Here is a 17,002-nt window from a genome sequence, read left to right as displayed (position 1 = left end):
CCGATGGAAAATATACTGACTGGCACAAAAATTGAAAAATCATTTGGCGATGACCCTAAGGTGACCATTCTCGACAAAGTGGATATAGAAATTAAGCAGGGGGATTTTGTCGCCATTATGGGTCCCTCTGGTTGTGGGAAAACAACCTTGCTTTTTGCACTAAGCGGAACGGATACCATTGATCAAGGTTCAATCGAATGTGAGGGCATCCAGCTGACAGGCATGAAGGAGCGTCGTTTGGCGGATTTACGTAGAGAAAAATTTGGTTTTGTTTTTCAGCAGCCTACGATGCTGAAGAATCTGAATCTATTAGACAATATTCTCTTACCGGTTTTGCAAAACACTCAAAAGAACAAAGCCGATAATCTGTCCAGAGCCAAATCCTTAATGCAAAAAACTGGAATCAGCGAACTGGCAGAGCGAGAAACGACTAAAGTCTCTGGTGGTCAATTGCAACGAGTGGGGATTTGCCGGGCATTGATGAGTCAACCAGATATTTTATTTGCTGACGAACCAACAGGGGCTTTAAATTCAAAAGCAGCGGAAGAAATCATGAGCCTGCTAACAACTATCAATCAAGAAGGTATGGCTATTTTACTGGTTACCCATGATGCCAAAGTCGCCGCCAAAGCAGAACGTGTATTATTTATGAAAGATGGCAAGATTATGATAGAGCTGAATATTGATTCAAGTTTGGAAGAGGGACGAGTAGAGCAAGTCCTGTCAGCGATGAAGGCGAATGGTGTTTGATAAACCAAGAGAATAGTTAGTAGTAAGCTCACAGCACAATGAATTTGACTGTGAGCTTTTACGCACAAAAAATGCACCTCTTATCGAAATGAGAGGTGCCGATTTACTGAATCAAAAATTTAGTTTTTTACAGCAGCATACTTTTTAGTCATGACAACTGCCAAAAGGATAAGGAACAGGATAGAAATTATCCCTGTTTCTCCAACTAAAAAGGGTCTCGTTTTTCCAATTATTGATGGATCAAGAATTAATTGACATAAAAAGTTGTGACTGGTGTGTAGTAATATTGCAGGCCAAACACTGTTTGAACGTAGTCGGAGAAAAGCCATAATAAAAGATAGTGCGAATACTAATAGTGTATAAGTAATCAGTTGATACCAAAGGGGGATTTGGGAAACATAACCAGAAAATAGAATCGGATAATGCCATAAAGCCCAAATCAAGCCGCTTATAAGAGCGGTCTTCCTCATTCCAAACAGGTCATTCAACTTTGGCACGAGAAAACCTCGCCACCCAATTTCTTCACCCATGGCTGTGATTAAGAAAATCAACAAATAGACGAAAAAAGTCATCGGTGATTTTACTAAGTAAGTAATAACTTCGTCACTTACTTTGTAGGATTTGGAGAATAGCAAATAAATGCCATAAGATAGTCCCCAATATAACACGGGTAAAAGGATTCCAGCCAAGATATATCTGGGCTTGCTTACTTGAAATCCCAAGATTTTATCTTTAGAATAATACCTTCGTCTTACTATGATCGCTGCTATTCCAGGGCACCACATCAATAAGTATCCGAAGTATCCGGAAATTTCGTATAAATCAGGAAACATTTTTTCTCCTAAGATGATTAGACCATAAAAAATAGAACTAGTAGCAAACGTAATAACTAAAAATAAGGTAATTGCCTTTTTGCTTTTTTCCATAACCATGCTCCTCACTCAATTTCATTGAAAAGACTCTTAGACTGGAAGAATGAAGTCACATCTCATCCAGCTTAGGTTTTTTCAATTGATTTAGCTCCTTTTTTTGTACTACTTAGAAGATTTCCAATGATTATTGTTGCTTCGCATTTGAAAAGCTTCTTCCCACGCTCGCTATTTCAAGCGAGTTTGCTATTTTTAGCAAGTTTTGTAACTCGGATATTTATTATACATAGCAAAACCTCATTTCTATATCTTATGTATTTAATATAATTACTCAACCTTGAATGAACCTGTAATTTTGTAAACAGACTTAGTTTTTTGTACTAAGAAGTTCAATATAAACAAGCTCAACTCAAAAGCTTCGTTTCAGAATCGAGAGCTTGAGTTGAGCTTGTTTTCTAAGTAGAAATGGCTTGACTGTTCCTTATGAAGGATAGAATAAACCCAAAAAATTATCTATATTATTCAAAAGACAGATATTTGATTTGATAATGAAATAAGGTAGTTTGTTATAGTAAATGTGATTAACGATTTAACAATAATCCGGAATTAATTGAACGTACAATATAAAAGTGTTTTTACTTTTATTGTCATACGAATATACATATCATCAGACATTGCTGCTTCGTATAAAGATATTTCACTTTTGGATTATTACCAAAAGAGACGATTTCGGGAGCAATAAAAAGAGACCCTAATTGAAGGTCTCTTTTCACTTTTTCAATACAAAAATTATGAGCTTTAGGAAAAAAATTAGAGAACGGTTATCTAAATAAAGGTCGAACTTAATCTCTCGAAAAGAGTCCATTAGATGGTCTAATTTTTTAAGAGCAAATTAGGATCGTTTTTCGCAATAAAGCTTTCTAATGTCGTACGATCTACTAACGCATTAGTTATGCCATCACGTGATACCAAGAAACCTGCTGCGTAGGTTGCAATTCGAATCGCTTTTTCTAAACAATAATCTCTTAATAGATAAGCCGATAGAGCACTAATAAAAGCATCACTAGCACCGGTACTATCAACGGCTGAAAAATCAGCAGCTGGAAAATATTTTTCTTTTTCTTTGTTCTTTAGAAAAACGCCTTGTTTGCCTAGAGTAACAATCACATTATTTACACCCTTGGAAATTAAGTGTTCTGCTTTTTCTTCAATTGTATTAAAATCTGGACATAATGCGGATAACTCGTCCTCATTGGGAACGAAATAATCCGTTTTGCGTAGAAGTGAATCCGGTATTTTTTTTGACGCAGCTGGTTTTAAGATTGTTTTTACACCCTTTTCTTTCGCAATTAAACAAGTTGCCTCGACCGTTTCGATTGGAACTTCTGTTTGAACAAGACAGAATCCCACATTAGAGAATAAGTGATAATTATCTTTGATTGTCGTAGGAGATAACTCCGTATTAGCCCCAGGTAAAATAGAAATCATAGAGTCGCCACTGGACTCAACAAAAATATAAGCTTGTCCTGTTTCTATATCTTCAGAGCGCGAGACTCCTTCAGTGTTAATCCCGTTTTTATTAAGTTCTTGAAACATAGTGTTAGAGTCGCTATCAGCACCAACACATCCAATTAGACGAACTTGGTGTCCAAGCTTTGCTGTTCCAATAGCTTGATTGAGACCTTTACCTCCAGGACGTTTACTTAAATTTGATAAAAAGTTTGTCGAACCATTGTGAGGAAGGTTAGATGAATAAAGATAAGTATCCATATTTACACTACCTACCACGAGAATTGTCGGGTATTGATTTTCAGCAGGAAAACCTATTGATTGCACATTTTCCAACACTATTTCCTGATGATACAGCTTTGGCTCTTGATCCTTCGTAATGATATCAATCAGTGATTGACATACATATTTACCAAATGTATTTTTATTAATTGGGGCCGTAGATAGTCTATCTTGATAGTGTTTGTACTTTTCGTCGGTAACATCACGAAGGGAAAGTAATGAGTAATCTTTCGGGCATTCCAAACTGCTTTGCATGGTTAGATTGTATAGCTCAATAGACTTAAAAAAATCACCAGAGATAAATCCAGATATTTGTTTTTCAATAATATCGTCATTGATTGAATTGTCCAAGCTATGGATAATCATTGATTCATCAAATTTTAAATTGTGATCAAAAAGGGCTTGCTTATATCCAGAAATAAAGGCCTCTTTCGATTTATCTTCTCCGATAATGCAAGCAATTTTTTTATGGTTTTTCTCGATTAATTGTTTTGCTAAAAAATAAGACAGCTCTTCATAAGGGATTGAAAGGGAAGTTTCTTCTCCTGATTGTCCAATCAATATCAGTGGAATACCTAAAGATTTAATATGTTTTAGATTCTTTAAACTGCTTTCAGCTATTGGATCCCAAATAATTCCGTCGACTTGCTTTGTACATAGAGCAGTAATATTTTTCAGTTCTTGTTTCTGATCATCAAGGCTATTAAACACTATAGGACTGTAGCCCTTTTGTTGAGCAAAATCAATCACACCGTTAAGCGTTTGATCAACGTAATTGGAAGAGTTAATTAATATTCCTATTGAACCGGTGGTCGTTGCAGAATTAATAGTTGCTGAATAGGGAGTGTAATTGTATTCATGAACAATCTTCAAAACCCTCTCTCGAGTTTCGTTGCTGATGCTAGCGTCTTTTTTATTTACAATTTTTGAAACCGTTGAAACAGAAACACCAGCTAATTTTGCGATATCTCTTATATTCATAAACTTCTCCTTTTCCCTCGTTTTCTATCTTATCATACTCAACTCATTCTAGAGGGGTCAAGCATGTTTCGTCAAAAAAGATAAATTTTTTTAACAACAGCAAAAAAAAGTATTGACAAAAACTGTAAGCGATGATAAATTTTAATCAAGGAAAACGTTTTCCGAAAATGTTTTCCTGGGTTTGATTTTATCACTTTTTGTGAAGAGGAACTAGAATGAAAAAATATTTTCAAGCATTTCTCCATAAAAATTTTTCAACAAAAGCACTTGTACTGATCCCGATTGCTGTTGGAATCAATTTGGTAGGTGGCACCTTATGTTCGGCATTAAAACTGCCACTATTTCTAGATATGATTGGAACTGTATTGGTTGCATGCTTAGCCGGACCTTGGGTGGCTGCACTTTGTGGATTGATTACCAACTTATTTTTAGCAATTGTGACAAACCCAATTTTTTTTCCGTATGCACTTGTTAGTGTTTTATGCGGCGTGGTTACAGGGTATTTAGTAATGGCTGGCTTCTTTAAAAATATTGCAGGGGCAACATGTACATGGTTGGCCTGCACGCTTACTAATTCTTTTGCTTCGTCACTAATTACGATTTTTGTGTATGGTGGTGCTACTGGGGTCAATGCCAGTTCTCTTGCAACGGCAGCCTTAATTGCTGCAACTAAAGAAATTGTTCTTTCTGTTTTTTCTACATCATTAATAGAGAATTTAGTAGATAAAGGATTAGTCTTTTTGATTGTTTATTGGTTAGTAAAAAAGATACCGAAAAGATTCTCTAGCCAATACGCGCCATTGGATAACGCTTCATTGATAAATGAGAGGGCGAAGAATCGAGGGTGATAATCAGTGAAAATGAGTAATAAAATCATTTGTTTTGTGAAAGAACTGAATCCCGTAACGAAGTTAATCCTTGTACTTTGTCTCGGAGTGGGTTGTATGATTTATCCTAGTCCTTTTCTGGGTTATGGAATTTTAATAGTGACTTCAATTTTTGGTGGTTTTATAGGTATGGGGAAAAAAATTAGTTTAGTCCTCCTTGGGTTCGGAGTACCTGTTACATTCATGCTCCTTTTTATTCAAGGGTTGTATAGTCCAAAAAATTCCATAATCATTGCTGATTTAGGATTTGCTCAAGTTGGTTTGGAAGGGACGTTGTATGCATTAAAAATTTCCTCCACATTGTTAGTTTTTCTATGTACTTTCTATATATTTATGCAGACAACAAAAAATTCAGAAACTGTGGCTGCTCTTACACAATCCGGTCTCAATATGAAAATTGGCTACTTGATTTTGGCGAGTCTGAACGTTGTCCCACAAATGCAAAGAAAAGTGAAAATAATTCAGGAAGCGCAAGAATCTCGAGGTGTTGAAGTAACAGGTAATTTCGTTCAACGAGCGAAGGCTTTCTTTCCACTTATTGGACCTGTCGTACTTTCATCATTAACCGATGCGCAAGAAAGAGGAATGACTCTGGAAACAAGAGGGTTCAGTATTAATGGAGTGAAGCCTACGAGTTTTATTGAAATTAAGCATAGCAATGCTGATCCGCTTTTAAAGATATTTTCAGGATCATTTATCGTCTTTTGTATTTTAAAACGATTTTTTGAAATGAGGGGGTGACGAGATGGTTACTGATACTATTATTGAATCCACTAGCTTTTCTTACCGCTACAATGAAGCATTAGAGGTAGCTCTTAAAGATATAACTTTCGAAGTTCAGAAAGGTGAGATTGTTGCAATAGTAGGTGCTAATGGAGCTGGAAAATCAACACTGTGCAATGCATTAGCAGGTTTAATTCCGAACTATTTTGTTGGGCATACAGATGGAGTGATTCAAATTGATGGAAAAAAAACAATTGAATGCAGTGTGGGGGAATTATCACAAACAGTGGGCTTAGTTTTTCAAAATCCCTTTAATCAGTTGTCATATACTGCTGATACTGTCAGTGAGGAATTAGCTTTTGGACTAGGAAATAGGGGAGTGCCGAAAGAAATAATGATCGAAAAGATCAATAAAGTGGCAGATATTGTGCAAATAAAGGATTTGTTAGATAAGAATCCGTTAGAGCTTTCGGGGGGACAAGTTCAAAGAGTTGCTCTCGCTTCGGCAATAATTCTAGAACCAAAAGTCTTAGTTTTAGATGAATGTACAACTCAATTAGATCCAGCCGGTAGTCAGCAAATAATGAAAACGGTTAAAAGGCTTAATCAAAACGGTATGACGATTATAATGGTAGATCATGACATGGAAAAGGTTGCAGAACTAGCAGATAGAGTACTCGTGCTACACAACGGTAACTTAATTTTGAATGATTCTCCAGCAGCTGTTTTCAGCAATCCAAATATAGCTGAATATGGCATTGCTGCCCCAGATTATTATGAACTAACTAAAGATTACGACTCTAGTTCAGTTATCTTAACTGAAGAGCAAGCGATAAAAAAACTAGAGGATGTGTTAGCAAATGAAAATTGAAATTATCAATCTTACCCATCAGTATCCTTCAGGTGATAATGCCTTAAGCGAAATTAATACTGTATTTGAAGGGACTGAGCCGATTGCGATCATTGGTCAAAATGGTGCTGGAAAGACCACGTTCGTTAAACATTTGAATGGGTTGTTACGGCCAACCACTGGAGATGTTTTAATCAACGGAGAGAGTATTAAGAACCATACAACAGCTTTTTGGTCTCGAAAAATTGGGTACGTTTTTCAGAATCCAGACAATCAGCTTTTTTTAGAAAGTGTAAAAAAAGAGTTTGAATTCGGTCCAAAACAGCAAGGAGTACCTCAAAAAGAAATCAACGAACGATTAAAAAAGGTAGCTGATTTAGTCGGATTAGCTGACAAGCTATTGATTCATCCCTTTGATTTGAATGCGACAGAAAAAAAGTTTTGTACAATTGGTTCGATTTTGATGATGAACCCAGAAATGATTATTTTGGATGAGCCAACTTGCGGTCAGGATCTTGAAGGAAATAAACGATTGGCAAGGATCATTACCGCGCTGAAAGAAAACCATCAACTATGTATAACAATCACCCATGACATGAAGTTTGTTGTAAAAAACTTTGATCAAATACTCGTGATGGCAAAAGGAAGAATAGTGAAAAGAGCAACCAAAGATGTGATTTTCTCAAGTCGAGAAATTTTGCAGGCTAGTTCAGTAAGTCCACCGCCAATTACGCGGGTGGGGCAGGCACTAGGATTAGAAAAGCCAGTTTTTACTCTACAGGATTTTCATCAGCACTTTAAAAACAAGAAAACAGGAAATACGTATATATAGGTGAGATCACCTTTTATATAGATAAATCACGAAAGTGGGGATAAAGAATGGCAGCAACAAATGAGCGAGAAAAAATAGTTGGTGTTCCGATACCTGAAGAAGGAAGCCAAGAATTTGAAACAATGAATCGTATGGCAAAAAAAGCGATACCCTTAATTTTGTTAATATTCACTTTTGGTATTCTGGAACAACAAGCCTTTGGTATGATCTTTGTCAATATTGGACAACAATTAGGAGCGACAAACTTAGCACCACTTATTACCTCAATTCCAGGGATTGTCTTAGGAATTGTCTGTGTAGTCTATGGCGCGCTAGGTGACTTTGTTTCATTGAAAAAAATGACCTTGTTGGGAGTAATTATTTTTGTTATAGGTTCTATCATTGGTTTTGGATTTGGACCAAGCAGTATTTGGGCGGTAGTTATTGCTCGCGTCTTACAATCTGCCGGAGGACAAGTCGCAGGATCAGTTTTCTTGGTGCTAGTATCAAAATATATTGCTAAAGAAAACCGCGTTATCTATTACGGTATTTTTGTAGCTGTTTTTCGTTTTTCAGCTGCCTTAGGGGTTGTTGCAGCTGGTTATATCACAAAAATTGACTGGCGCTGGTTATTCGCAGTTCCAATCATTTCAATCTTATTTATTCCTTCGTTAGCTAAAAACTTACCTGATGAACGGGCTGAAGGGGCAAATATTGACTGGCTTGGATTTATTTTAATTGGTGCATTTGCTGGAGCAATGACGATGTTTTTCACAGATATGAATGCTTTTTGGGCAATTTCTTCAGTAGTAACATTAGTATTGTTTTTCGTGTATATTAATAAAGCTAAAAATCCATTTATTACACCTGAGTTTTTGAAAAACCCGGCATTGATTGCAACAATGGCAGTTATCTTCATTGGGTACTTCTTTAGTTACACCTTGAATGCAGGAGTAAATGCGATTGGCTTGAACGTTTTTGGAATTGATTCTGCGGAAGTATCGTTACTATTAGTTGGTTCTATCTTATTAGCTGCTGTTTTAGGATTTGTTTGTGGTCCTGTCGTTAAAAAAATCGGACGTTCAGCGGCAATTATCATGGCTTTATCCTTCATGGGTCTGGGTTTATTAGCCATTGCATTCGCTATTCCTCACGGAAAAGTCTGGGCATTAGCATTAGCGCCTTGTATTTATTACTTTGGTACATCATTCTTTTATTCACCGATTGTAGACACGGCGACACTAACTGTTGCACCAGAAGAATCTGGTCGTGTACTAGGTGTAAATGATTTAGTACAAGCTATCACTGGTTCTGTGGGTGTTGCTGTATTTGGCGGCATGATGTCGTCAGGCGTCCTATCTGGGAGCAGCGTTGTTGGTTCTGCCGAAGGTGCTGCTTCAACATATGCGAATATTTTCTTAATTGGTGGTGTCATTGTATTAATAGCACTTGCGATCTTTATTGTAACAAGAAAAATGATTTACTCTCATGGTGAAAAAATGCAGCAAAGCAAATAGATTAGTATTGGAGGATAAACAATGGTAAAAAAAGTAATTTTAGATTGCGATCCAGGTCACGACGATGCATTAGCATTATTGATGGCTATCGCTTCAGAAAAAATTGAGTTATTAGCAGTAACAACATCTGCTGGAAATCAACTTCCAGAAAAAACATACGTTAACGCCAAAAGACTGTTAACCTTGGCAAAGAGTGAACATATTCCAGTTGCTAGCGGAGCTAAAAAACCATTGCGTCGAGAGTTGATCATCGCGGATGATGTTCATGGCGAGTCAGGGATTGATGGTGCTGAATTACCGGAGTCTAATATACAAGATCTAGATATCTCTGCCAATGAGTTAATTGCCAAAATTTTGAAAGAGTCTGAAGAAAAGATCACGTTAATAGCAACAGGACCATTAACGAATATTGCAATTTTCTTATTGTCTCATCCTGAGCTAAAAGAAAAAATCGAACTAATCTCCTTTATGGGAGGAGCCTGCTTTGGTGGAAATATGACACCTCATGCTGAATTTAATATTTATGTTGATCCCGAGGCGGCAGATATTGTTGTTCAATCCGGTGTGCCAGTAGCGATGTTCGGGTTAGATGTAACCTTGAAAGCTCAATTATTTGAAGAGGACATAAAAGAAATACGCGGTATTGGGAACCAAGTAGCAACTACCATGGCTGACCTTTTGGATTTTTTCAACCTAACTACAACACGTCCTTACTGGGCAGATGAAAAGCATGTTGAAGGTATTCATATGCATGATCCTTGTGCTGTTGCTTATGTAATTGATCCAGATATGTTTACTGTTTACCCGATGAATGTACAAGTTGAAACAAGCGATACCTTGGCACTTGGCAGCACCGTTGTTGATTATGATGATGTCTTTAAAAAAGAGAAAAATGTCAATGTTGCCTTTAATCTTGATCTAGATAAGTTCAGAAAATTAACAATGGATACGATAAAATACTTTTCATAAACTGTTTATGAAAAAGTTAAAAGGTAAGCAAAGTCAATTGGAGAGAAGTGCAGAGATGAATAAGATTACAGTAGTAGGAAGCATTAATTTAGATACAACGATTCGAACAGAACAATTTCCAAAACCAGGTGAGACAATTCACTCAAAAGAAGTATTCACTAATGGTGGAGGGAAGGGAGCCAATCAAGCTATTGCTGCGGCTAGAAATGGTGGACAAGTAAATTTTATCGGCGCCGTTGGAAATGATGATGGGGGAAAAACGTTAGTTGAGTTACTTGAACAAGATGAGATTAATACTTCAGCTATTGATCATTTAACTAATATCAAAACGGGAAGCGCCTATGTAACCGTCGATGATAATGGTGAAAATAGTATTGTGATTTATGGTGGAGCAAACCAGCAAATTTCAAGCGAACATATATTGGACAGTAGTGAATTAATTTCTTCGAGTGACTATGTTATTGCTCAATTAGAAACTAATCTTTCAAGTATTGAACAGAGTTTTGAGATAGCTAAGAAATCAGCTGCATTAACGATTCTCAACCCAGCACCTGCATTAAAAGAGATGCCTGATTCTATTATCAGAATGACGGATATTTTAATTCCGAACGAAATTGAACTGGAAACAATAATAGGGGACAAAATCGATACTAAAGAAGACCTAATTAACGCTGCTAAAATCATTCATTCTTTGGATGTGAAGGTTTTAATAGTAACATTGGGCAGCAAAGGGGCGTTCTATTCTGTTTTGGATGGAAAACAAGGTTTTGTTCCGGCCAGCAAGGTAAGTGTAGTTGATACAACTGCTGCAGGCGACACGTTTATCGGAGCGTTCACCACAAAATTATCGATGGATTTTGAAAATATTGAAGAAGCAATTAAGTATGCCAATAAAGCAGCATCGTTGACTGTTCAACGCTATGGAGCACAACCTTCTATTCCTTATGAGTCAGAGTTAGGCGAAAAAGAGCAAAAAATTAAAGTATAGATGGTAAGAAGTGAGCCAAGCAATTGAATAAAGAATTAAACAACCCCTTACATCAAAATAAAGAGAGACTTTGTATGACACTTGCGAAGTCTCTCTTTATTGTTTACGTTTCTATTTGGTTAAATGGATAGCAGTTGTGAAGGGAGTTGAGAAAACAATGAATAAAAAAGTGTGAGAAACGATTTTTCCATCTGAAATTTATCGGGGCTTACTTACTTGAAATCTCCAAATGCTATCTTTAGGATAATACCTTCGTCTTACAATGTTACAGGGCACCACATCAATAAGTAACCGAAATATCCGGAAATTTCGGATATGTCAGGAAAAATTTTTTCCCATAACACTACTCCTCGCTTAATATTATTGAAAAACCTCATAGACTGGATCAGTGTAGTCGTGTCTCGTCCAGCTCAGGATTTTTTCCATCGATTGTACTCCTCAGAAGTTTTCCAAAAGTTGCTATCGGTTCATATTTAAAAAGCTTCTTTTTATTCTCACTTTTTCAGGCGAGTATGTTTGTAACTTAAATATCTTTTGAACATAGTAAAACCTCTTCTCCTTATTTTATGTGTTTAATATACTTGTTAAACCTTGAATGAACCTGTATTTTTTTTGGAGTAGCTTTAGGATTTTACACTAAAATTCGCTGTTTAAGGTCAATATAAACAAGCTCAATTCAAAGACCTTATTTCAGAAATGAGGCTTTTGAATAGAGCTTGTTTTTTGTTTAAAAAGATTGATGTTCCAGTGGGGGATTCACTAGTAGTTGGTAGTCGTATAGATGTTTAGCAAAAAGTTGCTGAGAATACAACGGAATAAACCACTTTTTGCTGCAGAATAATCCGCTGGTTTTAGTCAATTACTTTAGTTTGAATATAGTGAACAACTTCTTGAGTAAAATAATTTTTATGGTGAACATTATCGAAAATTCTCAGCTCTGATTGTTTGAAATGAACAGCAACGTTTTTTTGTAAATTCGCAGAAAGGGTTTTGTCAGAGGTTGATCCAATAATATATGTCGGGCAAACAACATTTTTCGCGTACTGATCGACTTTCATGTTATCTGAAATAAATACTTTTGCAGGTCCCCAAAAAATAGGAATAATTTTATTGTACAGATCAGATACATCCCTGTATGCAGCCATCAATACAAGAGCTGCACACTTTTTTTGACTAGCAAGGTAGGCTGCCATACCTGATCCATAACTGTGCCCTATAACGACTACTTTCTTATTAGGATAATGTTCAACTAGCCAATCATAGGCATCCGTAGCTGACTTCTGCATCGTGTCAAGTTTCATTTTGCCCTCGCTATTTTGCGTTCCGTAATAATCAACGGAAAAAATCGGGCAATCAAAGTTATCCCCGTATTTTGCGATTGAATTATAAGCAATATCGTTTGAACCACCAAAGTAAAAGATTAGTTTGTCAGACTTAGCATCAAGATTGCAACCGTATCCTGATAACTGTTCATTGAAGTTCAGTTTTATTGGATCTAGATCAACTTTTTTCAGTTTTTCAGCATTTTTGTAAAAAGAGTAACTGATTGTTTGCATGATGAAATTGCAGCTGAAATAGACAATAAGAAGCCACATAATTATTTTCAAGGTGAGCCGCCATAGGTCCATTGTATGAATCTCCTTAAATTGTTTTGATTTCTCTATGACAGTATAACGAACTTAGACCGTCATTCCTACAGGCTAAAGATCTAAAATGTAATCGATAGTAGTGGTAAAGACTCTTTTTCAGGTTGCTTTTACTGCCAGAACCTTAGATGCTCCTCTTCATTAAACACCTGTTTATTAAGCGCAGAAATTTGAACAACGAAGGGGGAGAAGAACGAAATGCTGCTAACCTAAATTCCAAGAGAGCATAGATCAAGAAAATTAATAACCAGACTTCTCTTTCTTATTTTGGAGCCTATCCATATGAAATAGAACGCCAAATAATGCGCCCAATAAACCACCAATTATATGTGCCATTCTCGAAATATTATCACTAGTTATCATACTGCTTATGACTTCATTTCCGATATAAAGCATTCCTACTAAAATAACAGTAAGTGGAATCCTTCCATCACTCACGTTAGCGAAGGAAGCTAGTAGGATGAACATAAACACGATACCGCTAGCACCCAAAAGCATTGTATGTGGAAAGAAAATGATATTAATTAAGCCAATAATTGCGGATGCAGTCAGTATCATGATTAACACATTTTTACTGCCATACTTCTCTTCTACTAAGGGTCCCACGGCTAATAACAACAGAAAATTTGCTGAGTAATGACTCAGATCCTGATGTGCAAGTGTGTGCGTGAATAATCGTACATACATCATTGGATCTGCCCAGGATGTATAGTAAATGGCAAATAATTTATTGATTTCTCCGTTAGTTGCTACATTTAGAATTAATACGATAAAAGATGAGAGTGCAAGCCCCAAAATAATTGGTGAGTTGAAGCTGATTATATTATTTATCTTTCTTTTTTTCATATGTTCCTCCTTCATTAGTTAATCCGGGTAGTTAAGCTGTTTTCCAAACTTTGAACAACTAGATGATTCGTTACATCCATCATTCGCATGATCCTATTCTTACCTAATTTTATTGAATAGTTACGTAAGGTAAATGATGGTAGTCATCATGTAGAAATCGAAACTTTTCTTATTTATAAAACCAATTCCCCTCAAAAAGAGTGCTTTAGAAAAAAACGATGAGACAATGTCTACTTTAAATCTAATATAGTTCATACAAAATAATGATAGCATTCAATTTTTTACTATTCAATAAGGCCTAAGATGTAGGAATCCATACAAGATATATCCGAGTCTTCGTTTTAAACAGGATAAAAATGGCAAACAAAAAGGTAGGAAAACCAACAAGTTTAACTTGCCGTTTGCCTACATTTTTGTTTGCCGTTAACACAGTCTATGAATAATGGTGTGTTTGCAAATGTTTAGAATCACACATGGTCAAGTAACATCTGGTCATTCGATCTTTTTTTGGAGCAAACCCCTAAGAAATTTTGCGGTTGTAAACATGTAAAGAACTGAAATAAGTCACAAGAATAATGCCGATACACCAGGCCAAGGCTATCGTTAAGTTGTTATCCAATGGCAAGTCCAACGTTAACGACCGAATGCTGTTGATAATCGGCGTCATCGGCTGCGTTTTGGCAAACCAGCGAATACTGCTGTTCAATGTTTCTACAGGGGCAAATCCCGAACTTATGAATGGCAAAATAAAGAGGGGAAGCATTAAACTGCTGGCTCCTTCAACTGTTTTCGAGAGCAGGCCGCAAAGCACACCGAGCAGGGAGACAGTAGTATTAACAATAATAAGAAGTCCAATAACGATACACCAATCTCCAAAGCTGCCTTTTGGTCTAAAGCCTAAAAGCAAAGCAGTAACAAAAATGATAATCGTCGAAATGGTATTTCTAATCACTCCAGCTGCAGTATGACCGATCAGCACCGCTGATTTTGAAATCGACATTGTACGAAAACGGTCGATGATTCCGGTTTTCATATCTGAAGCAACATTCATAGCTGCATATTGCGATGCCTGGCCGATGCTCTGCAGGATAATTCCGGGAACAATGAAATCAATGTAGTTGAAATTTTCAATATCGGAAATACTGCCGAAGATTGTTCCAAACAGCAGCATTAAGATAAAAGGTACAATGATGGCTACCAAAATAGCTTCAGGATTTCTCAAGGAAATAAATAAGCAACGTTTAAACATAATCCACGAATCGAACAGGGTACTCCTCTTTGATTTATTCATTCTAATTATCCTCCATTTTCTCATCAATTAAGGTCAAAAACACATCTTCTAATGAAGGTAGACTTTGTTCCAGGTTGGTAACTTCAATATTATTTTCATTCAAAATTTCAACCGCTTTGGCTGCTTGTTTTTCATTATCGAAGTTTAGCTTAGCACCTCGAGCAGGCATAATCTGTTTAAGATATTGCGGAGTGCCTTCAACCAGAATCTGTCCCTTATGAAGAATCGCAACGTTGTCCGCAAGATATTCAGCTTCTTCTAAATATTGCGTCGTTAAAAACACTGTAGTTCCTTTCAACGAAAGTTGTTTTACCAATTCCCACATAGCGATCCGATTTTGCGGATCAAGTCCGGTTGTCGGTTCGTCGAGAAAGAGTACGTCAGGATTGCCTAACAGACTCATCGCGATATCCAATCTTCGTCGCATTCCTCCTGAATAGGTAGACACTTTACGATCAGCAGCATCAGTCAAGTTGAAAAGTGAAAGCCACTCATCTGTTTTGCGCTTGACATTAGGTAGTCTTTTTAGTTGACCGATCAGGTTCAAATTTTCTCGACCGCTTAAAACCTCATCTACCGCAACGAATTGGCCAGTTAAGCTGATACATTCTCGAACCTCATCTGCTTGATCTATTACATCAAAACCATTAATAGTAGCGTTTCCATTATCTGGTTTCAAAAGAGTAGACAAAATTTTGACCACTGTAGTTTTTCCTGCGCCATTTGAACCAAGTAGAGCATAGATTGTTCCGCTGGGGACAGAGAAGGTGACATCTTCTAGCACAGTCTTGTCCCGATAGCTTTTCTTTAGCGATGACACGATAATAGCAGGGGTTGAATTCGACACGATAAATTCCTCCTTAGAATTTTATAGACCAATGAAATAGGTCAACAAGTTTTACATTCATACCGAATGAATGTATATAGCTAAAATAAAAATTGCCCTGTAAAAGACAATTTTATTTACACTTGATCAGAAAAGAGAGGGGAGTTCATGACATAACCTTCCATTTCTTTGTCTCTAATGGGCAGGCCCATTTTATCCAATAGTTCAGTAATGAAAAGATATCGTTGGTAAAATTCCTCATTTCCTCCCGGAAAAAGAGAAGGTATGAACCAAAAATCAAGTAAAACCAAAAACTCTGCAAGTGGTTGAGCGTTTTCTACCTGAATCGATCCATCTTTTTGCCCTTCTTCAATCAATTCTAGCCAACGGGGAAATAGAATCCGGCGGTTAGTGTCTAAGCTTTTTGCTAGTACATGTGGATTTTCCAGAAGGGGAATCGATTGTTTCATTAATTCCATTTGGTCTTCATCAGATTTATTTTGCTTAATAACTAATCGAATCTTTTCAAGCGCAGTTAATTCTGTATGTTTTTTTATTGCTTCAAACGGATCATTGTCGAAAAACATTTTGTCTTCAAGGGCATTCATTATTTCTGCTTTTGACTTAAAATGATAATAAACTGCTCCTTTTGTTAAGCCATCTAGTTCATTGACAATATCTTGAATGGTGGTATTGTCGTATCCTTTTTCAAGAAAGAGTCGTTTAGATACTTCCAATATTCGATCAACAGTGACTTCAGGATGTTTGTTTCTGGCCATAGTTTTCTCCTTCATTAAACATTCATACGGTATGAATGTATTATATGATTTAGATTTTCATTTGTCAATGACATTCATACCGAAAGAATGTCACCTCGTTCGCTAAACAAACAAGGTTCATTCAAGGTTCATCGAATAGACTGAGGATTGAAAGTTCCAGTATAGATTCCTCTGACTGATTGATTGTCAAAGAAACTCTGACTCAATTTACTAGCCAAATGTTTCCTGTAAGAAGATTAAGCACTGAAGGAGAAAATTTGATATTATAAAATGAATAAGCAATAAATCCCTTTATATCAAGGATGCAAGAGATACTTGATAGGCATCTTCACAACATTTTGCTAGGGTGGAAACAAGGAGGAACATAAAATGACTATTGGGAAAAAACTTAAGGAGCGACGCAAGGAGCTGAACCTAACACAAGGGGAGGTTGCTGAGCAGCTGTATGTTTCCCGTCAAGCAATATCTAATTGGGAGC

General features: G+C 36.6%; 16 protein-coding genes. 9 read left to right on the top strand and 7 right to left on the bottom strand.

Features of this window, described 5'->3' with window-relative positions:
• The first annotated feature begins 3 nt into the window (after positions 1–3).
• Entirely contained in the window at positions 4–750 is a 747-nt protein-coding gene (locus tag IGI49_RS18730; protein WP_429966053.1) for an ABC transporter ATP-binding protein, read from the top strand.
• A 119-nt stretch (positions 751–869) separates the two neighbouring features.
• Here IGI49_RS18730 and IGI49_RS18725 read toward each other — a convergent pair whose 3' ends face one another.
• Complete coding sequence (locus IGI49_RS18725; protein WP_429966054.1) at positions 870–1,676, bottom strand: CPBP family intramembrane glutamic endopeptidase; 807 nt, start codon at positions 1,674–1,676, stop codon at positions 870–872.
• An 816-nt stretch (positions 1,677–2,492) separates the two neighbouring features.
• On the bottom strand, positions 2,493–4,391 hold the full coding sequence (locus tag IGI49_RS18720; protein WP_429966055.1) for a PfkB family carbohydrate kinase: 1,899 nt from the start codon (positions 4,389–4,391) through the stop codon (positions 2,493–2,495).
• A gap of 215 nt (positions 4,392–4,606) precedes the next feature.
• Between IGI49_RS18720 and IGI49_RS18715 the strand changes: the two genes are divergently transcribed.
• The 7 genes from IGI49_RS18715 to rbsK are packed head-to-tail and all read left to right on the top strand — an operon-like array spanning position 4,607 to position 11,136.
• Positions 4,607–5,239, top strand: coding sequence for an ECF transporter S component (locus IGI49_RS18715; RefSeq protein WP_429966056.1), 633 nt, complete (start codon positions 4,607–4,609; stop codon positions 5,237–5,239).
• Between the two features lie 12 nt (positions 5,240–5,251).
• Positions 5,252–6,019: an energy-coupling factor transporter transmembrane component T gene (locus IGI49_RS18710; RefSeq protein ID WP_429966093.1), complete on the top strand. Its 768-nt coding sequence runs from the start codon at positions 5,252–5,254 to the stop codon at positions 6,017–6,019.
• Between the two features lie 4 nt (positions 6,020–6,023).
• A complete protein-coding gene (locus IGI49_RS18705; RefSeq protein WP_429966057.1) occupies positions 6,024–6,872 on the top strand; it encodes an energy-coupling factor ABC transporter ATP-binding protein in 849 nt (282 codons plus the stop codon).
• Positions 6,862–7,683 carry an energy-coupling factor ABC transporter ATP-binding protein gene (locus tag IGI49_RS18700; protein ID WP_429966058.1) on the top strand — a complete coding sequence of 274 codons (822 nt, stop codon included), beginning with the start codon at positions 6,862–6,864 and terminating at the stop codon, positions 7,681–7,683. Before IGI49_RS18705 ends, IGI49_RS18700 begins: the two co-directional genes overlap by 11 nt.
• A 47-nt stretch (positions 7,684–7,730) precedes the next feature.
• On the top strand, positions 7,731–9,179 hold the full coding sequence (locus IGI49_RS18695; RefSeq protein WP_429966059.1) for an MFS transporter: 1,449 nt from the start codon (positions 7,731–7,733) through the stop codon (positions 9,177–9,179).
• 21 nt (positions 9,180–9,200) lie between these two features.
• Entirely contained in the window at positions 9,201–10,148 is a 948-nt protein-coding gene (locus IGI49_RS18690; RefSeq protein ID WP_429966060.1) for a nucleoside hydrolase, read from the top strand.
• A 55-nt stretch (positions 10,149–10,203) separates the two neighbouring features.
• On the top strand, positions 10,204–11,136 hold the full coding sequence (rbsK, locus tag IGI49_RS18685) for a ribokinase (RefSeq protein WP_429966061.1): 933 nt from the start codon (positions 10,204–10,206) through the stop codon (positions 11,134–11,136).
• A gap of 851 nt (positions 11,137–11,987) precedes the next feature.
• Here the strand turns inward: rbsK and IGI49_RS18680 are convergent.
• The 5 genes from IGI49_RS18680 to IGI49_RS18660 form a co-directional block, all read right to left on the bottom strand.
• On the bottom strand, positions 11,988–12,692 hold the full coding sequence (locus IGI49_RS18680; protein ID WP_429966062.1) for an alpha/beta fold hydrolase: 705 nt from the start codon (positions 12,690–12,692) through the stop codon (positions 11,988–11,990).
• Between the two features lie 330 nt (positions 12,693–13,022).
• The gene (locus IGI49_RS18675; RefSeq protein ID WP_429966063.1) at positions 13,023–13,628 is read right to left on the bottom strand and encodes a rhomboid family intramembrane serine protease; all 606 of its coding nucleotides are present in this window, start codon (positions 13,626–13,628) and stop codon (positions 13,023–13,025) included.
• A gap of 520 nt (positions 13,629–14,148) precedes the next feature.
• Positions 14,149–14,919 carry an ABC transporter permease gene (locus IGI49_RS18670; RefSeq protein WP_429966064.1) on the bottom strand — a complete coding sequence of 257 codons (771 nt, stop codon included), beginning with the start codon at positions 14,917–14,919 and terminating at the stop codon, positions 14,149–14,151.
• Between the two features lies 1 nt (position 14,920).
• A complete protein-coding gene (locus IGI49_RS18665; RefSeq protein WP_429966065.1) occupies positions 14,921–15,766 on the bottom strand; it encodes an ABC transporter ATP-binding protein in 846 nt (281 codons plus the stop codon).
• Positions 15,767–15,882: 116 nt separating this feature from the next.
• Complete coding sequence (locus tag IGI49_RS18660; protein ID WP_429966066.1) at positions 15,883–16,524, bottom strand: TetR/AcrR family transcriptional regulator; 642 nt, start codon at positions 16,522–16,524, stop codon at positions 15,883–15,885.
• Between the two features lie 369 nt (positions 16,525–16,893).
• On the opposite strand from IGI49_RS18660, the gene IGI49_RS18655 reads away from it, so the two are divergent.
• On the top strand, positions 16,894–17,002 hold a 109-nt coding region (locus IGI49_RS18655; protein WP_429966094.1), incomplete at its 3' end, for a helix-turn-helix transcriptional regulator.

Origin of the sequence: Enterococcus sp. AZ071 (assembly GCF_050499065.1) — a bacterium.
Taxonomy (GTDB): Bacteria; Bacillota; Bacilli; order Lactobacillales; family Enterococcaceae; genus Enterococcus_A; species Enterococcus_A ferrettii.
The sequence above is the reverse complement of the archived record's forward strand: the minus strand, read 5'-3'. Positions and strand labels throughout refer to the sequence as shown.

Excerpts from the sequence above, each read along its gene's own strand:
- IGI49_RS18730 (WP_429966053.1), top strand. The coding sequence starts at position 4 with ATGGAAAATATACTGACTGGCACAAAAATTGAAAAATCATTTGGCGAT.
- IGI49_RS18725 (WP_429966054.1), bottom strand. The coding sequence starts at position 1,676 with ATGGAAAAAAGCAAAAAGGCAATTACCTTATTTTTAGTTATTACGTTT.
- IGI49_RS18720 (WP_429966055.1), bottom strand. The coding sequence starts at position 4,391 with ATGAATATAAGAGATATCGCAAAATTAGCTGGTGTTTCTGTTTCAACG.
- IGI49_RS18715 (WP_429966056.1), top strand. The coding sequence starts at position 4,607 with ATGAAAAAATATTTTCAAGCATTTCTCCATAAAAATTTTTCAACAAAA.
- IGI49_RS18710 (WP_429966093.1), top strand. The coding sequence starts at position 5,252 with ATGAGTAATAAAATCATTTGTTTTGTGAAAGAACTGAATCCCGTAACG.
- IGI49_RS18705 (WP_429966057.1), top strand. The coding sequence starts at position 6,024 with ATGGTTACTGATACTATTATTGAATCCACTAGCTTTTCTTACCGCTAC.
- IGI49_RS18700 (WP_429966058.1), top strand. The coding sequence starts at position 6,862 with ATGAAAATTGAAATTATCAATCTTACCCATCAGTATCCTTCAGGTGAT.
- IGI49_RS18695 (WP_429966059.1), top strand. The coding sequence starts at position 7,731 with ATGGCAGCAACAAATGAGCGAGAAAAAATAGTTGGTGTTCCGATACCT.
- IGI49_RS18690 (WP_429966060.1), top strand. The coding sequence starts at position 9,201 with ATGGTAAAAAAAGTAATTTTAGATTGCGATCCAGGTCACGACGATGCA.
- rbsK (WP_429966061.1), top strand. The coding sequence starts at position 10,204 with ATGAATAAGATTACAGTAGTAGGAAGCATTAATTTAGATACAACGATT.
- IGI49_RS18680 (WP_429966062.1), bottom strand. The coding sequence starts at position 12,692 with ATGCAAACAATCAGTTACTCTTTTTACAAAAATGCTGAAAAACTGAAA.
- IGI49_RS18675 (WP_429966063.1), bottom strand. The coding sequence starts at position 13,628 with ATGAAAAAAAGAAAGATAAATAATATAATCAGCTTCAACTCACCAATT.
- IGI49_RS18670 (WP_429966064.1), bottom strand. The coding sequence starts at position 14,919 with ATGAATAAATCAAAGAGGAGTACCCTGTTCGATTCGTGGATTATGTTT.
- IGI49_RS18660 (WP_429966066.1), bottom strand. The coding sequence starts at position 16,524 with ATGGCCAGAAACAAACATCCTGAAGTCACTGTTGATCGAATATTGGAA.